This window comes from Paucibacter sp. PLA-PC-4, from assembly GCF_026241155.1.
Taxonomy (GTDB): Bacteria; Pseudomonadota; Gammaproteobacteria; order Burkholderiales; family Burkholderiaceae_C; genus Roseateles_E.
In genome coordinates this window covers 148,224-166,031 of the sequence record NZ_JAPFGP010000004.1, presented here as the reverse complement: position 1 = coordinate 166,031, position 17,808 = coordinate 148,224, and the positions used below count along the sequence as shown (strand labels likewise).

Genomic DNA, 17,808 nt, shown 5'->3' with positions numbered 1-17,808 from the left:
ATGGATGCAATTTCCCGGCTCCTGAAACCCCGCAGTGTTGCCATCATTGGCGCCTCCGCCGATGCTGCCAAGACGGCCGGCCGCCCCGTTTCTTATCTGGTCAAGCATGGCTTTGCCGGCGACATCTACCCGGTCAACCCCAAGGTCAATCGCATCGGTGAGTTGACCTGCTATCCCGATATCGCCTCGTTGCCAGCGGTGCCCGATGTGGGCATCGTGCTGCTGGGCGCCGAGCGCGCGCATTTGGCGGTGCGTGATCTTGCGGCGCGCGGCACGGCCGCCGCCATCGTGCTGGCCAGCGGCTACACAGAGACCGGCGAGGAGGGCGCGCGTCGCCAGCAGCAACTGATCGAGGCGGCTGGCAGCATGCGCCTGCTCGGCCCCAACACCATCGGTCTTGTCAATCTCACCGACAACATTGTGTTGTCCGCCACGGGCGCGCTCGAGATGGACCACTTCCCGGTCGGCTCGATTGGCGTGGTGTCGCAAAGCGGCGGCATTCTGGGATCGCTGCTGTCGCGCGCCGCTGCCCGGGGCATCGGCCTGTCCAAGCTGATCTCGACCAGCAATGAAGTGGATCTTGAGCTGGCCGACTTCATCGATCATCTTGCCGACGATGAGGCCACCAAGGTGATCGCTCTGTATGTCGAGACGGTTCGCAACCCCGAGAAGTTCCGCATTGCCGCACTGAAAGCCGCAAGGGCCGGCAAGCCGGTGGTGGCCTTCAAGATCGGTCGCTCAGAGGCCGGCGCCAAGGCCGCCGTGTCTCACACAGGCGCGCTGGCCGGCGCCGACAGCATGTATGACGCGCTGTTTCGCCAGACCGGCGTGATCCGCGCCCAGACCTTCGCCGATTTGTTGGATATCCCAGCCGCGCTGTCCACCGGCCGCGTGCTGCGCGGCAACCGGGTCGCGATCCTGACCTCCACCGGCGGCGCCGGCACACTGGTATCCGATAGCCTGGGCGTCAACGGCTTCGAGACCCCCGCGCCTGACCCGCAGACGGCCGAGGCCCTGCGCGCACTCCAGACCGGTGATCATGCAGCGCTGGACCGCAACCCAATCGATGTCACGCTGGCGGGCCTGCAGCCCGATCTGCTGCGCGGCGCGATCAAGACCCTGCTGGCCAGCCCCAGCTACGACGCGCTGACCATCATCATCGGCTCCTCCAGCCTTGCCATGCCCGAGCTGATGGCTGGCGCGATCCAGGACTGTCTGGTCCTGTCGGACAAGCCAGTGATCGCCTATGTCAGCCCGCACGCGCCGGATGTGGGAGCCTTGCTGACGCAGCGCGGCGTGCCCGCTTTCGCGGCAGCCGAGAGTTGCACAGCCGCACTGGCCGGCATGTTGCAGGCCGGCCGTTGGAAGCCGCCTGCGGAGCCGGGGGCATCACCCGTAGCGGTGGCGGTGGATGATTTTGCGGCCGGTTCGCTGGACGAGGCGCAGGCCAAGCAGTTGTTCGCCCGCTTCGGTGTGCCCTGCGCCCGTGAACTGGTCGTGCATACACCGAACGAAGCCGAGCAGGCCGCGCGCGAGCTTGGCGGGCGCACGGTGCTGAAGATCCTGTCCGGCGCGATCACGCACAAGAGCGATGTCGGTGGCGTGGCCGTTAACCTGCTGCCCGAGCAGATCGCACAGCGCGTTGTCGTGATGGCCGACGAGGTCGAACGCAAGGCCGGTGTGCGTCCTGATCGCTTTGTGGTCCAGGAGATGGTGGGCGGCGGCACCGAGCTGATCCTCGGGATGTACCGCGACCCGCTGGGCACGGCCATCTTGCTGGGTATGGGTGGCATCACGGCCGAGCTGTTCAAGGACACCACGATGCGCCTGCTGCCGCCCAGCGGCGGTCTCAGCCGCGAGCAGGCGCTGGAGATGGCGCGGGAGCTCAAGACCTGGCCTTTGCTGGACGGCTTCCGTGGCCGGCCTAAGGCCGATATCGATGCCCTGGTCGGGACCATCGTGGCCTTTTCGAACATGGCTGCGCAGCTCGGCGAGCGCCTGGTTGAAGCGGAGATCAACCCGGTCTTCGTGCTGCCGCAGGGGCAGGGCGTGCGCGCAGCCGATGGCGTGGTCGTGCTGGGCGACTCAAGACGATGAATGCCAATGACACCGCCATCGGCACTGAGGCCTTGATCGGGACGCTGGAAGCCTCAGCGCAGCGGCATCAGGTGCCGTTCGAAGGCGGCCATGTTGCTTGGCGATGTTTCGGCACAGGGCCAGCGCTGGTCTTGCTGCATGGTGGCCATGGCAGTTGGTTGCACTGGGCCCGGAACATCCCGGCTTTGGCAGCCAGGCACACTGTCTGGGTGCCCGACCTGCCGGGCTTTGGCGCGTCGAGCCGGCCCTCGGCAACTTCGCTGGAGGGACTGGTCGAGGCAATAGTCATGACGCTTGATGCCTTGATCGGCGGCCGAGCGCCCGTGATGCTGGTCGGTTTTTCGTTCGGTGGCCTGGTGGCGGCAGCAGCCGCGGCGCGTCGGGGTGCCGTTTCGAAACTGGCCTTGCTAGGGCCAGCCGGGCATGGCGGTGTTAGACGCCCTCGGGGCGAGCTGCGTTCCTGGCGTGAAGCGGCCGAGCGCAGGGACGACGCTGCACTCGACGATGTCATGCGGCACAACCTGACGATGCATATGCTGCACGAGCCGGCTGACGCGCTCGCCGTTCGCATTCACCGCCAGAGCTGCCTGGCGACGCGCTTTCGCAGCAAGGCGATCTCACGCGCAGCTGGCCTGAACGGGTGGCTCGCGCATTGCGCCGGGCCATTGCTGCTGGTCTGGGGCGAGCACGATGTGACTGCCGTGCCGGCACAGGCAGGCTGCGCGGTGGTCGAGGCCTGCGCGCCACAGCGATCCTGTCAGGTGCAGGTCATTGCCGGGGCGGGCCATTGGGTCCAGTACGAGCGGGCCGAGACGGTGAATTCTCTGCTGCTGGCTTGGCTCGCAGACAGCAAGTGACGGACAAGCAATGGATCAGATGACTCAGGTGCATATGGAGCGGGACGGCGAGGTGGCCGTCATCGTGATCGATAACCCCCCGATCAACGCCGGCTCGGCTGCGGTGCGCAGCGGACTGCTGTCGGCCATCGGCCAGTTCAAGGAAGACGCCGTGCTGACAGCGGCGGTGATCATCGGCGCCGGCAAGGCCTTTGTGGCCGGCTCGGACCTGCGTGAGTTTGGCCTGCCGCTGGCCGAGCCGCAATTGCCCAGTGTGATCGCCGCTATCGAGGCCTGCGGCAAGCCGGTCGTCGCCGCGCTGCATGGTGCGGCCCTGGGCGGCGGCTTCGAGTTGGCGCTGGGCTGCGATGCCCGTGTGGCCAGCGCCGACTTGGTGGTTGGTCTGCCCGAGGTGACGCTTGGCATCATTCCCGGCGCCGGCGGCACCCAGCGTCTTCCGCGTCTGGTCGGCATTGCGCGGGCGATCCGCATGATCTGCAGCGGCGAAAGGGTGGACAGTGAAGCGGCCCTGTCCCTGGGTCTGGTCGACCAGATCGCCAGCGGCGATCTGCGTGCCGCCGCCATCGCTTACGCACGCCGTCTGCAGGGCACAAAGTCCCGTCTGAGCGAGCGGGCCGTGCCCGCTGTTGACGAGGCCGGTGTCGCCGCTGCGATTGCAGCCGCCCGGCGGGCCGGTGGCCGCAACCCAGCCGTGCAGGCGGCCATCGATGCCGTCCGCTCGGCGGCGGTGCTTGCATTCGATCAGGCACTGTCTGAGGAGCGCGAGGTCTTCCAGCAGCTGCGTCTGTCGGCGCAGGCAAGGGCCTTGCGCCATCTGTTCTTTGCCGAGCGTGAGGCTGCCAGGCCTTTGGCGGATGCCGCTGCGGTGACTGGAGCCGTGCAGCGAGTGGCCGTGATCGGCGCTGGCACCATGGGCTGCGGCATTGCAATCTCTGCGCTGGATGCCGGCTGTGACGTCCGTCTGCTGGAGCAGCAGGCCGAGGCACTGGAGCGCGGTACTGCGCGCATCCAAGATTACTATGCCAGCCGCGTGGCAGCTGGAAAGCTCAAGGCCGTCGAGGCTGCTGCTCGAGAAGCGCGGCTGCAGCCGACGCTGGACTGGTCACTGCTGGCCGAGGCTGATCTGGTGATCGAGGCGGTCTTCGAGGACCTGGCGGTCAAGCAGGCCGTGTTCCGGCGCATCGACGGGCTCGCGCGTCCCGGCGCGGTGCTGGCCAGCAATACCTCCTACCTGGATCTGGACGCCATCGCGGCGGCGACCCGCCGCCCGCAGGACGTGCTGGGCCTGCACTTCTTCAGCCCCGCCCAGGTGATGCGCCTGCTGGAGATCGTGCGTGGCGCACAGACCTCGCCGCAGGTGCTGGCAACCGGCCTGGCCCTGGCCCAGCGCATGAAGAAGCAGCCGGTCGTGACGGGCAGTGCTTTCGGCTTTGTCGGCAACCGCATCTATTCGGCCTACCGCCGCCAGTGCGAGTTCATGATCGAGGAGGGCGCGCTGCCGCAGCAGGTCGACGCGGCGCTGGAGGCCTTCGGTTTCGCGATGGGCCCGTTCGCAGTGGCCGATCTGTCGGGGCTGGACATTGCCTGGCGCATGCGCCAGGCCCAGGCCGGCCAGCGCGATCTGCAGGCCCGCTATGTGGACATCCCGGACCTGCTGTGCGATGCCGGCCGCCTGGGCCGCAAGACCGGGGCCGGCTACTACGCCTACGAAAACAGCGATGGCAAGACGCATCGTCGGTCCGACCCGCAGGTCGAGGCCCTGATCCTCGCTGCAAGTGCGGCCAAGGGCATGCTGCGGCGCAGCCTGGGCGACGAGGAAATCGTGCGGCGCGCCTTGCTGTCCATGGTCAACGAGGCCAGCCTGCTGCTGGCAGAAGGCGTGGCGCAGCGTGCCAGTGATGTCGATGTGGTGCTGGTCAATGGTTACGGCTTTCCTCGCCTGCAGGGCGGGCCAGTGTTCTGGGCGCGTGAGCGCGGCGAGCCGGCCCTGACGGCCGGGCTGGACGAGCTGGTCGGGCTGAGCGGCCCCGGTTTCGTGCGTTGCGAACTGCGTCATGTCTTGAATCAGGAAGGATGAAGAAGATGTTCGTCACCGAAGTCTTTGCGCGTTATGCGATGGCCTATCGTGAGCAGCCGCTCAGCGAGGCGGTGCTCCACCATGCCAAACGGGCGGTGATCGACTGGTATGCATCTCTGTTTCCTGGCCTTTCCACTGAGTCCGTCCGTGTGCTGGAACGCACGCTGGCCGAAGACCTGGACCATGGCCTGGCCAGGTTGGCGCTGGGGCGCCCGGCGACGGCACGGGCTGCGGCGCTGATCAATGGCACGGCGGCCCATGCGGCCGAGGTTGACGACAGCTTCCGCGAGGCGATGTATCACCCGGGGGCCGCCACGGTCGCCGCCGCCCTGGCCGCCGCCCAACTGGTGCGGGCCGACGGCCTGCAGTTTCTGCGCGCCGTCGTGCTCGGCTATGAGGTGTCGACCCGTATCGGTGTGGCGATGGGACGGGCGCACTACAAGTTCTGGCACAGCACCGGCACGGTGGGCACCTTCGGCGCCACCGCCGCCGCGGCCAGCCTGCTGCAGCTCGACGAGATCCAGTTCGCCCATGCCCTGGCAACCGCGGGCACTTTCGCTGCAGGCTTGCAGCAGGCCTTCCGCAAAGAAACCACGTCCAAGCCGCTGCATGCCGGCCGTGCCGCCGAGGCCGGCTTGCTGGCCGCGCAACTGGCCTGCAATGGCATGCGCAGCACGCTTGATGTGTTCGAGGCCGAGGCCGGCCTCGGCCAGGCAATGAGTACCGGGCCAGACTGGTCGCAGATCGGAGCGACCTTGGGGCTTGACTTCCACATCACCCGGCTGACCTTCAAGAACCACATCGGTTGCGGCCATACCTTCCCTGCTATCGACGGCGCGCTGGAACTGCAGCGCCTGCATGATTTCGGTCATCAGGACATCGAGCAGGTCCATGTGTCCACCTACAAGCCCGCGCTGGATATCGCCAGCCATGTGCAGCCAAGCACGGCCGACGAGGCCCGCTTCAGTCTGAACTACGTCGTGGCTACGGCGCTGGTGCACGGCAGCGTGCGCCTGTCTGCCTATGAGCGCGATCGCCTGGAGGACCCGGCGACGCTGGACCTGATGCGCCGGGTCGAGGCCGTCGTCGACCCGCTGCTGGACGCGGCCTTCCCCGGCCGGCGCTCGGCCCGCGTCGAGATCGTGCTGCGTGATGGGCGGCGCCTGACGCATCTGCAGCCGGACCGCAAGGGTGACCCTGAGTTGCCCCTCTCGGACGAGGAGCTGGGCAGCAAGCTGATCGAGCTGGCGGCGCCGACCCTCGGCGCCCCGGCTGCGCAGGCCCTGCTGGCACGGCTCTGGAGCCTGGACACCCTGGAGACCCTGCCGTGAGCCGCCATGCCTTCATCTGCGACGCCGTGCGCACCCCCTTCGGCCGCTATGGCGGCGCGCTGGCATCGGTGCGCGCCGACGACCTCGGGGCCATCCCGCTGGCCGCCTTGATGGCCCGCAATGCCGGCGTCGACTGGCAGGCCGTCAGCGATGTGATCTACGGCTGCGCCAATCAGGCTGGCGAAGACAACCGCAACGTCGCCCGCATGAGCGCCTTGCTGGCCGGGCTGCCGCTGGAGCTGCCGGGATCGACTGTCAACCGCCTGTGCGGTTCCGGCCTTGATGCGCTGGGCACAGCGGCGCGCGCGATCAAGTCCGGCGAAGCGGCCCTGATGATTGCCGGCGGTGTGGAGAGCATGAGCCGGGCGCCATTCGTTAGCCCGAAGGCCGAGTCGGCCTTCTCTCGGTCCAACTCGGTGCAGGACACCACGATCGGCTGGCGTTTCGTCAACCGCCTGATGAGGGAGCGCTACGGCGTGGACTCGATGCCCGAGACGGCCGAGAACGTGGCCGTCGAATTCGGCATCGAGCGCGAGGCCCAGGACTGCATGGCCCTGGCTTCGCAGCAGCGCGCGCTGGCGGCACAGCGGGACGGCGTCTTCGACAGCGAGATCGTGCCGGTGCGCATTCCGCAGAAGAAGGGCGAGGCCCTGATGGTGGATCGAGATGAACACCCGCGAGAGACCAGCCTGGAAGCCCTGGCCAGGCTGAAGGGCGTGGTGCGCGCCGACGGCACGGTGACGGCCGGGAACGCCTCGGGCGTCAACGATGGCGCATGTGCGCTGCTGCTGGCCGACGAGACCTCGGCCGCGCGCCACGGGCTGACGCCTCGGGCCCGCGTGGTGGCGATGGCGACGGCCGGCGTGCCGCCGCGGATCATGGGCATCGGCCCGGCACCGGCGACACGCAAGGTGCTGGCTCTGGCCGGCCTTAGCCTGGCCGATATGGATGTGATCGAGCTGAACGAGGCCTTTGCGGCCCAGGGACTGGCCGTGTTGCGGCAACTGGGGCTGGCGGATGACGACGCCCGGGTCAATGCGAACGGTGGTGCCATTGCACTCGGTCATCCGCTCGGTGCCTCGGGCGCGCGCTTGGCCACCACGGCGGTGAACCAGCTGCATCGCATCCAGGGCCGCTACGCACTTTGCACGATGTGCATCGGCGTCGGCCAGGGCATCGCCGTGATTATTGAAAGGGTCTGAGCGACCGAATCTTCATCACCTCGCCCATGGCGGGCCGGCTTTGCTCAGGCCGATCCGCCCGGTCAACGACCATCACAAATCAAACCAACGGAGACAGAGCATGAAGACTTCTATCATCAGCAGACGTCAGGTGTTTGCCCTGGGGCTGGCGCTGAGCGCGGTCATGACCAGCCTCGCACCGCAGACCTCGCACGCCGCCTTCCCCGAGCGGGCGATCAAGATCATCGTCCCCTACCCGGCAGGCGGTGGGACCGATGCAATCGCCCGCAGTTTGGCAGAAGCGCTGTCGAAAGACCTGGGCCAAACGGTTCTGGTCGACAACAAGCCAGGCGCAGGCACGGTGCTGGGCAACGACTTCGTCAGCAAGAGCCCAGCGGACGGCTACACCCTGCTGATCAATACCAGCTCCTTCTCCATCGTGCCGAGCCTGGTGAACAAACTGCCATACGCTGGAGAAGCCGCGTTCGCGCCGGTGGCCCAACTCGGGCGGGCACCAAACATGTTGTTGGTCAGCGCAAACAGCCGCTTCAAAACCGCCAAGGACCTGGTGGCCTTCCTGAAGGCCAACCCCGGCAAGCTGACTTATGGCTCGGCGGGCAATGGCACCACGACCCATCTGGCTGCCGAGTCGCTGAAGAATGTGGGCAAATTGGACATGTTGCATGTCCCGTACAAGGGCGCAAGTCCGATGATCACCGATCTGGTCGGCAGTCAGATCGACATGGGCTTCGCGACACAGCCCAGCGCGGTCGGTGCGATGGCCAGCGGCAAGCTGCGTCTGCTGGCCGTTACATCGGGTGCACGTTCACCCGCCTGGCCTGACGCGCCGACCCTGGCCGAGTCCGGCGTGCCTGGCTACGACGCCGAAGTCTGGTACGGCATTTTCGCGCCGGCCGGCACGCCGCCTGCGGTGGTCAAGCGGCTCAACGATGCGCTGCGCAAGGCCGCGGAGGTCGAGTCGGTCCGCCGCCAGATCTCCAACGAAGGACTGACGCTGTCGATCAGCACGCCAGAGGAATTGGGCCGACTGGCGCGCGCCGAAGAGGCGCGGTGGAAGAAGCTCGTGAAAGAGCAAGGCATTTCGAGCGACTAGGCGGCGTGCATGGTTGCCTGACGCCCCATGCAAAACGGCGCAACGAGTTATTCGACGCCGGTGATTGAATCGATAACAACCGGAGACCTCATGAACAAGACCCTCTTCGCCATCTCCCTGTGCGCAATGGCCGCCGGCGGCGCTGCCGCGCAAAACGTGACCCTGGGCGGCATCGCCGACGCGGCCGTGCGCCATGTCAGCAACCAAGGCCGTGGTGGCGTCAGTTCCCTGGTCAGCGGCGGCAATTCGACCAGCCGCATCATCATCCGCGGCAGCGAAGACCTGGGCGGCGGCCTCGCGGCCGGCTTCCATCTGGAGCACGGCATCTTGCTGGACAGCGGCACCCAAGCCAACGCCACGATGTTCTGGGACCGCAGATCCACCGTCAGCCTGATCAGCAAGCAGTGGGGCGAGCTGCGCGCCGGCCGAGACTTCGTGCCAAGTTACAGCAACTGGAGTCGCTACGACCCCTTCAGCTATGTCGGTGTCGCGGGTTCCAATAACTTCGTATCGGCCTCGCCGGTCGGCCCGCTGCGCTCGGCCTTTGGCTCGGGTGCCAACACCACGGTTCGGTCCAGCAACGCTCTCCAGTACCTACTGCCCGGCGGTCTGGGCGGCTGGGAGGGTGGATTGATGGCGGCCGCCGGTGAGGGCGGCACGGCGGCTGCCGGCCAGCACAAGGTCCTCGGCGCGCGTTTGGGCTACGCAACCAAGACCTTCAACATCGCCGCCGCGCTGACCCGCAGCGAGAACAATCTGACCGGCTCGAACCAGCTCGACGATCTGGCCCTGGGCGGCAGCTATGACTTGGGCATCATCAAGTTGTCGGCCGCCTGGCGCCGTTTCGAGATCGGCGATGCGCGCCAGACCCACACCCTGCTGGGTGCCTGGCTGCCGGTGGGCACGAACGGGCAGTTCAAGCTGAGCTGGAACCAGGTGGATCTGGCCGGCCGTGTCGGCAGCACCGCAATCGGCGCCAATGGGGCCAGCCAGCTGGGCCTGGGCTATGTGCACGAGCTGTCCAAGCGCAGTGTGCTCTACGGCACGGTTTCACGCGTCGACAACAAGGGGGCGTCAACCTATGTGATTCCCGGCGGTGCCAGCGGCCTCGCCGGAGGGCGTAACTCGGGGGGCGTCGAGATGGGCATGCGCCACAGCTTTTGACAGGGGCAGCCGAGCGCCCTGCGTAAGTCCGCGAGTGATGGGGTCAACAGGTGGGCTTGGGCAGGGCGTCCCACTCGATTGGGGATAGAGACTCTCCCATTCGGCAGCACCCAAGTCGACCTCGTTTCACTTGCCTGCGTTGACTTCGCCTTTCCGACGGGCTGTCACAACGACAAGCAGCATCGCGATTCGTGTCTGCTCGCGAATGTGGTGCCGACGGCATCCGGTTCGCGCAAGAACGCGCCCAGCATTGCTGGCAACAGTGCTCAGCACACCCGGTTTCGTCCTTGTTGCTTGGCCTGGTAGAGCGCGGCGTCGGCCGCCGCGACCAGCGATTCGATCGATTGAGTGTCCGACGGAACGCAGGATGCCACCCCAAGGCTGAGTGTGATGAAGGGCACGACCGGCGATCCCGGGTGCGGGATCGCCAGCGATTCACAGGCCCCGCGTATGCTCTCAGCCACCGCAATCGCCGCCGCATGGTCCGCGCCAGGGAGCAGTACGACGAACTCCTCGCCGCCATAGCGCGCGGCAAGATCGCCGGCACGGCTCACCGCCTGCCGGAAGACATCGGCCACCGCGACCAGGCAGCGGTCGCCCTGCGGATGTCCGAGCAGGTCGTTGTAGAGCTTGAAGCCGTCGATGTCGGCGATCACCACGGCCAGCGGGCTGTGCCCGCGCCGTGCGCGGCGCCATTCATCGGCCAGCATTTCGTCGAAGCGACGTCGATTCGCCAGCCCGGTCAGCGAGTCGATGAAGGACAGGCGGGACAAATGTTCATTGGCCTGCCGCAGCTCATCGGTGCGCTGTGCCACGAGGCGTTCCATCTCCAGCTGCCGGGCCCGCAGATGGCGGGTGCGCAGGCGAAACAGCACCACCACGGCCGCCACCGCAGCCAGCACAGCCAGCGCCAGGAACCAGAAGGTCTGATAGACATGCGGCCTGACCCTGATCGCCAGCGCGGGTTCGAGCTCGCTCCAGCGCTGGCCGTCGATGCTGGCCGCGACCCGGAAGCGATAACTGCCATGAGGAAGGGCCGGGAATGCCGCCTCGCGGCCCTGCCCAGCATCGACCCACCCCTGGCCGACGCCATCCATCCGGTAGCGAAAACGAACCCGGTCGGCGTTCTGCAAGGTCATCGCCGTGTAGCGGATGCGCAGCGGCACCGAACCCGGCGGTAATACGATCTCGCCCGAGAGCGGCCCGTTGGCGTCGCCCACGCGCACTTGTTCCAGGCGCACGCGGGGCGGCGCGTCCATGCCCGGCAGCCGGGCCGGGTCGACGATGACCAGGCCCTTGGCCGAGGGCAGCCACAGATGGCCTTTTGCATCGATCGCGCCGGCCGGTTGCAGACCGCCGGCGAAGGTCGTGCTGCGCAGCGCATCACCGGGGCCGAAACCTGCCGAGCGGACCCGGGCCAGCCGCCCCTCGGCAAAGGCATCGAGATCGGCCAGGGCGACGCGATAAAAACCGCGGTTGCAGCTCATCCATAGATAGCCGAGGCGGTCTTCCAGAATCGTTTGCGACAGGCCGTCCCAGAGACCGTCGCTTGTGCGTATGCCGACCAGCTTGCCGTCGCGCAGGCGATTCATGCCCTCGCCATTGGTACCGATCCAGAGGCTGGAAGCCGCGTCCTCATGCAGGGCCATGATCCAGTTCGAGACCAGGCCGTCGGTCTTGGTCAGCGTGTGGAAGACGCCATCGCGCAAGCGCACCAGGCCCTGGCCGGTGGTGCCGAACCAAAGCGTGCCCGCGCGGTCCTCCAAAATGGCCGCCACGCCCTCCTGCGGCAGGCCATCTGCCTGTACGGCGCTGAATCCTTGGCCGTCGAAGCGCGCCAGGCCGGAGCGGGTGCCTGCCCACAGCACGCCGCGGCTGTCCTGGTAGAGTGCGCGCACCTCGGCATTAGGCAGGCCCTGGGCGAGGCCATAGATGCTGACGCGGCCATCGGCGGCCAGGCGGGTGACGCCGGCCGTGTAGGTGCCTATCCACAGCGCGCCGTCGCGATCCTCATGAATGCTGGAAATCTCATCAGTGGGCAGGCCCTCAGCCATGCCAAACCGGGTGATTCGACCGGCTTCGATGCGGTTGAGCCCACCGCCGGCCGTCGATACCCAGCTGACCCCGTTGCGGGCGTGCAGTACGGCGCGAACGTTGTCGTGCGATAGCCCCTCGGGCGCGCCGAACACCCCGAACGGGCGTATGCGCAGGCGGTTGAGACCGCCGACCCAGGTACCTACCCATACGCTGCCCTCGCGATCGACCTGCATCGACCAGATCTGGTCGCCGGCCAGCCCGCCGGCGCTCGAGATCGAGCTGAAGCGGCCCCCGCTCATGCGAACGAGGCCGGCACCCCAGCTGCCTATCCACAGATTGCCTTGCGGGTCGCGAGCCAGCGCGGTCAGGTGGTCGGTGGGCAGGCCGTCGGCAACGGTGTAATTCCTGATGCCGGCCTTACCGACATGAACCAGACCGGCACCTGCCGTCGCGGCCCAGACACCGCCGTCCGGGTCAGCCAGCACCGAGCGCACCTGCAGATGCGGGAAGCCGTTCGAGGGGTCGAAGACCCGGAAACGTCCTTCGCTCATCGATACCAGACCGCCGCCGGATGTGGCGATCCACAGCACGCCGTCGCGGTCGAAACTCAGACTGCGCAGGCGGTCGGTGGGCAGGCCATCTGCCTGCTGGTAGAGCCGGGTGCTGCCCTTGTCCCAGCGCAGCAGGCCATTCTCAGTGGCCGCCCACACGGCACCGTCGCGTGCCTGGGCAAAGGCCCAGACCCTTCGGCCGCCGGTCAGCTCGCTGGACATCGCGCTGCGAAACTTGCCGCTCTGGTAGATCGCCGCCCCCTTGGCATGGCCGATCCAGAGCCGCTGCTGGGCATCCTCCATGAAGCCGAAGATCGGCTGGGCGGCCAGTTCCGGCGTCTGGCTCGCATCGAAGCTGGTGAAGTGCGCGCCATCGAAACGGGCCAGGCCACCGGCCGTGCCAACCCACAGATAGCCATCGCTGCTCTGCAACAGCGCCTGGACGGTGTTCAGCGGCAGGCCCTGCTCGGTCTGCCAGCCGTCGATCTTGTATTGGCTTAGCGACCTCGGCAGCTCGTCGAGTGCCAGCGCCGGCACGGTGGCCAGTATCCAGCCCAGGGTGAGAGCGCCGCAAAGCCGGGCCAGCAGTCTTGCAAGCGTCATCGGGAGCAGGTGGGCCTGGGTAGGTCAAACAGTGGCGGGGACGGGCTAAGCTTTGCAGTGGCGAACGTGGTCAACATGGCTGCCACCAGACAAGCTCAGGTATTTTACGAGACCGGGCGAATAGGCCCGTTGGCGGGCGATGGTGTTAGGGTGGGGTCATGCGCGGTGACTTCTCACCGCCGGCCTGTCAGGAGAAGCGATGATGAACTTGCGTGCGGTGGCCATAGCCCTGGTACTGGCCTTGCTGGCTATCTTTGCGATGCTGAACTGGGTGCCGTTCACGACGCCGACGCCGCTGACGCTTGGTTTCACCGATGTGAACGCGCCACTCGGCCTGATCATGCTGGTAGTCACCGGCGGGCTCAGCGCCTTGTTCCTGATTTACATTCTGTTCCAGCAGGCCGGCGTGATCATGGAGTCACGCCGCTTTGCCAAGGAGCTGAAGGCCCAGCGTGAGCTGGCCGATCAGGCCGAGGCCTCGCGCTTTACCGAGCTGCGCGGCTTTCTGGAAGCCGAGCTGCGCCGCATCGAGGCACAGAGCTCCGCGCTCGGTCGCGAGACGTCGGCCCGGGTCGAGCAACTGGAGCAGCGGCTGCTGCAGCAGTTGGGCGAGTCAACCCGCAGCCTTTCGGCCTATGTCGGCGAGGTCGACGACAAACTGGATCGCGCCTTCCCGCGGACGAGCTGATCGCTCAGGACGAGGGCGCAATCAGCGCCACGCGCCGGTTTTGCGCGCGGCCGGTCTCGCTGGCGTTGTCGGCGATCGGCTTGTCCATGCCGAAGCCGCGTACCACCAGGCGATCGGGCCGCATGCCGGCGCCGGCCAACACCTGGGCAACGACGGCGGCGCGGCGCTGTGACAGGCGCCGGTTGTAGTCAGCCTCGCCGACATTGTCGCTATGGCCCTCAATGCGCAGTCCGTCGATGCCCACGGCGCTGAGCGCGCGCGCGATGCGCTGCAGATTAGCGCGTTGCTGCAGGTCCAGTTGCTCCGAATTGAACTCGAACAACAGGCTGGCCGCCAGGCTCAGCTCCCAGCCATCGCCGTGGGCCACGAATCCCAAATCGCGGAAGGCCTGGGCCTGCTGCACGGTCCAGATAGACGCCGATGGTGCGGCGGGCACCGATGGCGGCGCATGCTGACAAGCCTGCAGCGCCAGACCGGCCAGAGCGGCCAGCAGCAGGCGTAGCGGAGCGGGAAAGACTCCATTGGAGGAGAGGGTACTGCTCATGGCGATCAACTCTGTAATGGTGAACTGTGTGAAAAGGTGGCGTGCTTGCTGCGATACATCGCCGCATCAGCCGCCCGAAACAGTGCCTCGGCGCTGTCGCCGTCATCGGGAAACACGGCCACGCCGACGCTGATACCGGGCACAACGCTGCCATTGCCATGCAGAGACACTGGCACCGACACGGCCGAGCGGATCTGCTGCACCACGCTCTGGGCATCGCTGGAATGGCGCAACGGCTCGATAAGCACGACGAACTCGTCGCCGCCGAGCCGGCCGACCAGGTCGTTCTCGCGCACCGCGCTGCGCAGGCGTTGCGCCACCGCGGTCAGCACCAGATCGCCGGCCTCATGGCCATGATGGTCGTTGATCTGCTTGAACTTGTCGGCATCGACGAACAGCAAGCCTAGGCTGGTGCCTGCGCGGCGGGCGCGCGCTATGGCCTGGGCCAGGCTTTGCTCAAAATGGGCACGGCTGGCCGCGCCGGTCAGACTGTCGTGCCGCGACTGAAACGACAGCGCCTCGTGGTCGGACTGCAGCGCCTGGTGTCGGCGCAGCAGCTCGGCCTCGCGGGCCTGCACCTCGGCCAGCAGTGCATTGAAGTCGGCGCTAAGCTCATCGATCTCCAGCACCTTGGCCGGCGGTGCGCGCCGTGCGAAGGCGCGCTCGTTGCGGATCGCACGGGTGTGGGCGGCCAGCGCGCGTAGCGGGTCGACCAGCAGATGTTCGAGCCGGCGCGATACCAGGGCCACGGCCACGCCGGTCAGCGCCATGCCCAGCAGCACGCCGGCCAGAGACCAAAGCAAGGCGGTCAACAACAGACGGCTGTCGCCGCGCAAATGTACGGTGGCCGACGTGCCGCGGCGGCCGTCGCTGATCGGCGCGCTGGCCTCGACCGGCAATAACCAGCGGGCGAGCGTCCGGTTTAGCAGGCTCTCGCCACCACGCTGGTAGGTGCTTAGTGCCTCGCCCGAAGCCAGCGTGATGCGGGCGCTGGCGATGCCCTCGCTTTCGGCCACGGCGGCCAGCAGCTCGCGCGACGCCTCGGCATCGCGGAACACGACGGCAGCCTCGGCCGAGTAGGCGATCGAGCGCGCCACCAACTCGAGGTTGTGCTGCTGCGACAAGCGCAGCGACAGCATCAGGCCCAGGGTCAGCACCGAGCCCACCGCCAGCAGCGCCACCAGCGCCACGCGCAGATGACCACGCCGCAGAATGGCGCCCAGACTGGCGCGCTTGTCGCTCATGACGAACTGGCCGCGCGCGGGCGGGCCAGGCGCAGCACCAGCGGGTTGACGCGCAGGCCGCTGCGCGCCACCGCGTCCAGATTGACCTCGAAGCGCAGGCCGTTGGCGGCCGGCTCGAGGCAGAACAGGCCGCCATCGCTGCAGAAGTCTGGGCCCCGACCCAGAGTCAGCACCGGCTTGGCGGCCAGGCTGCGCAGGGCAGCGCGCTGGGCCTCCAGCTCCCAACCGTCGAAATAGACCGCATCGCAATCGGCCGGTAGCGGCAGCAGCGTCTCGACGGCACGCGCCCGCAGCGGCCGTCCCGATTTGGCCTGCTCCAAGTGGGCGAGGATGGCGGCCGCTTCGGTGGCCTGGCGGCTGATGCAGACCTGGAGCAGCCGGGATTCGCCGGGCCAGGCCGTGTAGTTCAGAATGCCAACCAGGATGGCGCCGGCACTTAGTGCCGAGTCGGCGACTGTCAGGCCGCGTGGCGGTATAGCGTCCTCGGCAGCGCTGGCGCGCCCGGCCAGCAAGAGTCCCGCAAGCACTGCCCAGATCAAGGGGCGCATCAGCAGAGGCAGAAAACTCATGGGCAGGCAGATCGTTCGGGCGGTCGTGCCGCATGCGGCCGGCGAACCCACCCAGTCAATAGAGCTTCAGTCTACTTGGCCCGGCCCCTACTGCCCATCCCGTGACTGGGCGTCAGCCTGGGCTTGCCTGGAATCTGCCCCGAATCTGCCTGTTCATGGCGCCGAAGCGGCGCTGGCCGCCGGTACGACCGATTTACTGATGATTTTCCGCACGATCGCCCCCTCGGCGACACTGCCGCTGCTGCTGCCCTGGCCGCGCACCAAACGCTCGCAGTCGACCCGTTCGACCGCTGGCACGCGCTCGCAGCGCGCCAGCGCGTTGGCCAGATAGTCGGGCTGGGCTTGCGCGCCCGGTTTGGCGCGGCGCGCCTCGGCCAGTGCCGCACCGGCCTCCTTCAAGCAGGTCTCGCGGGTCTGGCTGCTGCGGCCCTGCAGGCAGGCGGCCCGCTCCGCGCGGTACCGGGACTGCGCACTATCGGCGGGCGTGCTGGTGGCACTGGCTTGGGCGGCGCCAGCCGCCGCAGCGGTCAGGAGCAGGCTCAGACCTGTGGTCAGCGAGAAGATGCTTTTGTTGTGTTTCATGGGGGACTCCGGCTTCAGGTTTGTGGGCTGAGCTGCCCGTCGCGCAGTCGGACCTTGTCGCCGGCCTTGAAATCGGGCGGGTTGTCGAAGCTGAGCATCTGCTGGCTGCCATCCTGCATGCGCAGCTGCACCTCGTAGACCTGCTTCTTGTCGCCGCGCTTTTGGATCTCCCGACCCAGCACAGCGCCGCCCACCGTGCCGACAACCTGGGCGGCGGTGCGTCCGCTGCCCTTGCCGACCTGGCTGCCCAGCACCGCGCCCAGCAGTCCGCCGGCGACCGTGCCGCCGACATAGCTGCCGTCACCCTCGACCTCGACCCGGTTCACCGCCAGCACGGTGGCGCAGTCGGAGCAGGCGACGGCGGGCCGCAGGCTGCTCAGCCGTTTGGCATCGAGCGCGTTCTCCAGCGTGGTGCTGATCGTGCGGTCACCGACCTTCAAGCGGGCCACGATGGGGTTGCTGGGGTTGAGGCGATCGCTGTCGCGGATCGTGTAGACGCCGTCGTATTGGCCGGGCCTGCCCTCGACGAGGCGGAAACGCTCCTGGGCACCGATCAGGCGCACCACGGCGCGCCCACCTGGCGTGCCGCGCAGCGTGAAGTGCAGCTGGTTGCCGGCCTTGCGATCGCCGCCGTGGCGTACCTCAAAGCGTTCGATCACTGGAGCACCGTCGGCCTCTGGCGCTGCGCTGGTCTGCCAGCCACTTTGAAGCACCTCGTCGAGCACGGCCGAGCCGACCTTGTTGCCGTTGCGCAGATTGGCGCTGACCTGCGCATTGGGCTGCAGGCGGTCACGCTGGCTAATGGTGTAGACGCCTTTGTAGACGCCGGGTCCTGTCTCGATCAGGCTCAGCGGCCGCTGCGCGCCGTCGATCTGCAAGGACGCCTGGGCGCCGGGCGTGCCCCAGACCGTGAAACCGAGTTCGGTGCCCGGGCTCAGCTGCGGCACCTGCTCGACATCAAAACCGGTGATGCGCGGTGCAGTGGCGACGGCGCGATAAGGCGTGGTCTGGGCCAGCGCGGCGGGCATCTGGGTCAGGGCGATGGCGCAGGCCATGGCCAGTGTTGTGAGTTTTTTCATTGTGATTCTCCTGTGTCTGAGGCTTGGGCTGACTGTGCCGCTTGCCGGCTCCGCAATCGATCAGGCGATCCCATCGCCGCCTGTAGGACA

14 protein-coding genes are annotated in these 17,808 nt (G+C 67.4%); 8 read left to right on the top strand and 6 right to left on the bottom strand.

Going from position 1 to position 17,808, the window contains the following annotated elements; translation table 11 throughout:
• The 7 genes from OOZ63_RS07845 to OOZ63_RS07815 all read left to right on the top strand — a co-directional run bounded on the left by OOZ63_RS07845 (position 1) and on the right by OOZ63_RS07815 (position 9,821).
• Positions 1–2,097 carry an acetate--CoA ligase family protein gene (locus OOZ63_RS07845; protein WP_266004885.1) on the top strand — a complete coding sequence of 699 codons (2,097 nt, stop codon included), beginning with the start codon at positions 1–3 and terminating at the stop codon, positions 2,095–2,097.
• Positions 2,094–2,954, top strand: a complete 861-nt coding sequence (locus OOZ63_RS07840) for an alpha/beta fold hydrolase (RefSeq protein ID WP_266004884.1) — start codon at positions 2,094–2,096, stop codon at positions 2,952–2,954. The genes OOZ63_RS07845 and OOZ63_RS07840 overlap by 4 nt, the downstream gene beginning before the upstream one ends.
• 10 nt (positions 2,955–2,964) lie before the next feature.
• Positions 2,965–5,031: a 3-hydroxyacyl-CoA dehydrogenase NAD-binding domain-containing protein gene (locus tag OOZ63_RS07835; protein WP_323055729.1), complete on the top strand. Its 2,067-nt coding sequence runs from the start codon at positions 2,965–2,967 to the stop codon at positions 5,029–5,031.
• A 5-nt stretch (positions 5,032–5,036) separates the two neighbouring features.
• Positions 5,037–6,362, top strand: coding sequence for an MmgE/PrpD family protein (locus tag OOZ63_RS07830; protein ID WP_266004883.1), 1,326 nt, complete (start codon positions 5,037–5,039; stop codon positions 6,360–6,362).
• The gene (pcaF, locus tag OOZ63_RS07825) at positions 6,359–7,564 is read left to right on the top strand and encodes a 3-oxoadipyl-CoA thiolase (protein ID WP_266004882.1); all 1,206 of its coding nucleotides are present in this window, start codon (positions 6,359–6,361) and stop codon (positions 7,562–7,564) included. Before OOZ63_RS07830 ends, pcaF begins: the two co-directional genes overlap by 4 nt.
• A gap of 100 nt (positions 7,565–7,664) precedes the next feature.
• Positions 7,665–8,657 (top strand): Bug family tripartite tricarboxylate transporter substrate binding protein, encoded by a 993-nt coding sequence (locus OOZ63_RS07820; protein WP_266004881.1) that lies wholly within the window; start codon positions 7,665–7,667, stop codon positions 8,655–8,657.
• 90 nt (positions 8,658–8,747) lie between these two features.
• Entirely contained in the window at positions 8,748–9,821 is a 1,074-nt protein-coding gene (locus tag OOZ63_RS07815; RefSeq protein ID WP_266004880.1) for a porin, read from the top strand.
• Positions 9,822–10,087: 266 nt separating this feature from the next.
• Here the strand turns inward: OOZ63_RS07815 and OOZ63_RS07810 are convergent, their stop codons facing one another.
• On the bottom strand, positions 10,088–13,012 hold the full coding sequence (locus OOZ63_RS07810; RefSeq protein ID WP_266004879.1) for a two-component regulator propeller domain-containing protein: 2,925 nt from the start codon (positions 13,010–13,012) through the stop codon (positions 10,088–10,090).
• Positions 13,013–13,211: 199 nt separating this feature from the next.
• Here OOZ63_RS07810 and OOZ63_RS07805 point away from each other — a divergent pair, with 199 nt between their 5' ends.
• Positions 13,212–13,700: a LapA family protein gene (locus OOZ63_RS07805; protein WP_266004878.1), complete on the top strand. Its 489-nt coding sequence runs from the start codon at positions 13,212–13,214 to the stop codon at positions 13,698–13,700.
• A gap of 4 nt (positions 13,701–13,704) precedes the next feature.
• On the opposite strand, the gene OOZ63_RS07800 is transcribed toward OOZ63_RS07805, so the two are convergent.
• The 5 genes from OOZ63_RS07800 to OOZ63_RS07780 form a co-directional block, all read right to left on the bottom strand.
• Positions 13,705–14,244, bottom strand: a complete 540-nt coding sequence (locus OOZ63_RS07800; protein WP_266004877.1) for an OmpA family protein — start codon at positions 14,242–14,244, stop codon at positions 13,705–13,707.
• 5 nt (positions 14,245–14,249) lie between these two features.
• A complete protein-coding gene (locus OOZ63_RS07795; protein ID WP_266004876.1) occupies positions 14,250–15,488 on the bottom strand; it encodes a sensor domain-containing diguanylate cyclase in 1,239 nt (412 codons plus the stop codon).
• A complete protein-coding gene (locus tag OOZ63_RS07790) occupies positions 15,485–16,057 on the bottom strand; it encodes a YfiR family protein (RefSeq protein WP_266004875.1) in 573 nt (190 codons plus the stop codon). Before OOZ63_RS07790 ends, OOZ63_RS07795 begins: the two co-directional genes overlap by 4 nt.
• 153 nt (positions 16,058–16,210) lie before the next feature.
• On the bottom strand, positions 16,211–16,639 hold the full coding sequence (locus OOZ63_RS07785) for a hypothetical protein (protein ID WP_266004874.1): 429 nt from the start codon (positions 16,637–16,639) through the stop codon (positions 16,211–16,213).
• A 14-nt stretch (positions 16,640–16,653) separates the two neighbouring features.
• Positions 16,654–17,718: a glycine zipper 2TM domain-containing protein gene (locus OOZ63_RS07780; RefSeq protein WP_266004873.1), complete on the bottom strand. Its 1,065-nt coding sequence runs from the start codon at positions 17,716–17,718 to the stop codon at positions 16,654–16,656.
• Positions 17,719–17,808 lie beyond the last annotated feature (90 nt).

What these genes read in the sequence shown, in the direction of transcription:
- OOZ63_RS07800 (WP_266004877.1), bottom strand. Translation starts at nt 14,244, where the DNA reads ATGAGCAGTACCCTCTCCTCCAATGGAGTCTTTCCCGCTCCGCTACGC.
- OOZ63_RS07810 (WP_266004879.1), bottom strand. Translation starts at nt 13,012, where the DNA reads ATGACGCTTGCAAGACTGCTGGCCCGGCTTTGCGGCGCTCTCACCCTG.
- OOZ63_RS07815 (WP_266004880.1), top strand. Translation starts at nt 8,748, where the DNA reads ATGAACAAGACCCTCTTCGCCATCTCCCTGTGCGCAATGGCCGCCGGC.
- OOZ63_RS07830 (WP_266004883.1), top strand. Translation starts at nt 5,037, where the DNA reads ATGTTCGTCACCGAAGTCTTTGCGCGTTATGCGATGGCCTATCGTGAG.
- OOZ63_RS07805 (WP_266004878.1), top strand. Translation starts at nt 13,212, where the DNA reads ATGATGAACTTGCGTGCGGTGGCCATAGCCCTGGTACTGGCCTTGCTG.
- OOZ63_RS07835 (WP_323055729.1), top strand. Translation starts at nt 2,965, where the DNA reads ATGGATCAGATGACTCAGGTGCATATGGAGCGGGACGGCGAGGTGGCC.
- OOZ63_RS07790 (WP_266004875.1), bottom strand. Translation starts at nt 16,057, where the DNA reads ATGAGTTTTCTGCCTCTGCTGATGCGCCCCTTGATCTGGGCAGTGCTT.
- OOZ63_RS07785 (WP_266004874.1), bottom strand. Translation starts at nt 16,639, where the DNA reads ATGAAACACAACAAAAGCATCTTCTCGCTGACCACAGGTCTGAGCCTG.
- OOZ63_RS07845 (WP_266004885.1), top strand. Translation starts at nt 1, where the DNA reads ATGGATGCAATTTCCCGGCTCCTGAAACCCCGCAGTGTTGCCATCATT.
- OOZ63_RS07840 (WP_266004884.1), top strand. Translation starts at nt 2,094, where the DNA reads ATGAATGCCAATGACACCGCCATCGGCACTGAGGCCTTGATCGGGACG.
- OOZ63_RS07795 (WP_266004876.1), bottom strand. Translation starts at nt 15,488, where the DNA reads ATGAGCGACAAGCGCGCCAGTCTGGGCGCCATTCTGCGGCGTGGTCAT.
- OOZ63_RS07780 (WP_266004873.1), bottom strand. Translation starts at nt 17,718, where the DNA reads ATGAAAAAACTCACAACACTGGCCATGGCCTGCGCCATCGCCCTGACC.
- OOZ63_RS07820 (WP_266004881.1), top strand. Translation starts at nt 7,665, where the DNA reads ATGAAGACTTCTATCATCAGCAGACGTCAGGTGTTTGCCCTGGGGCTG.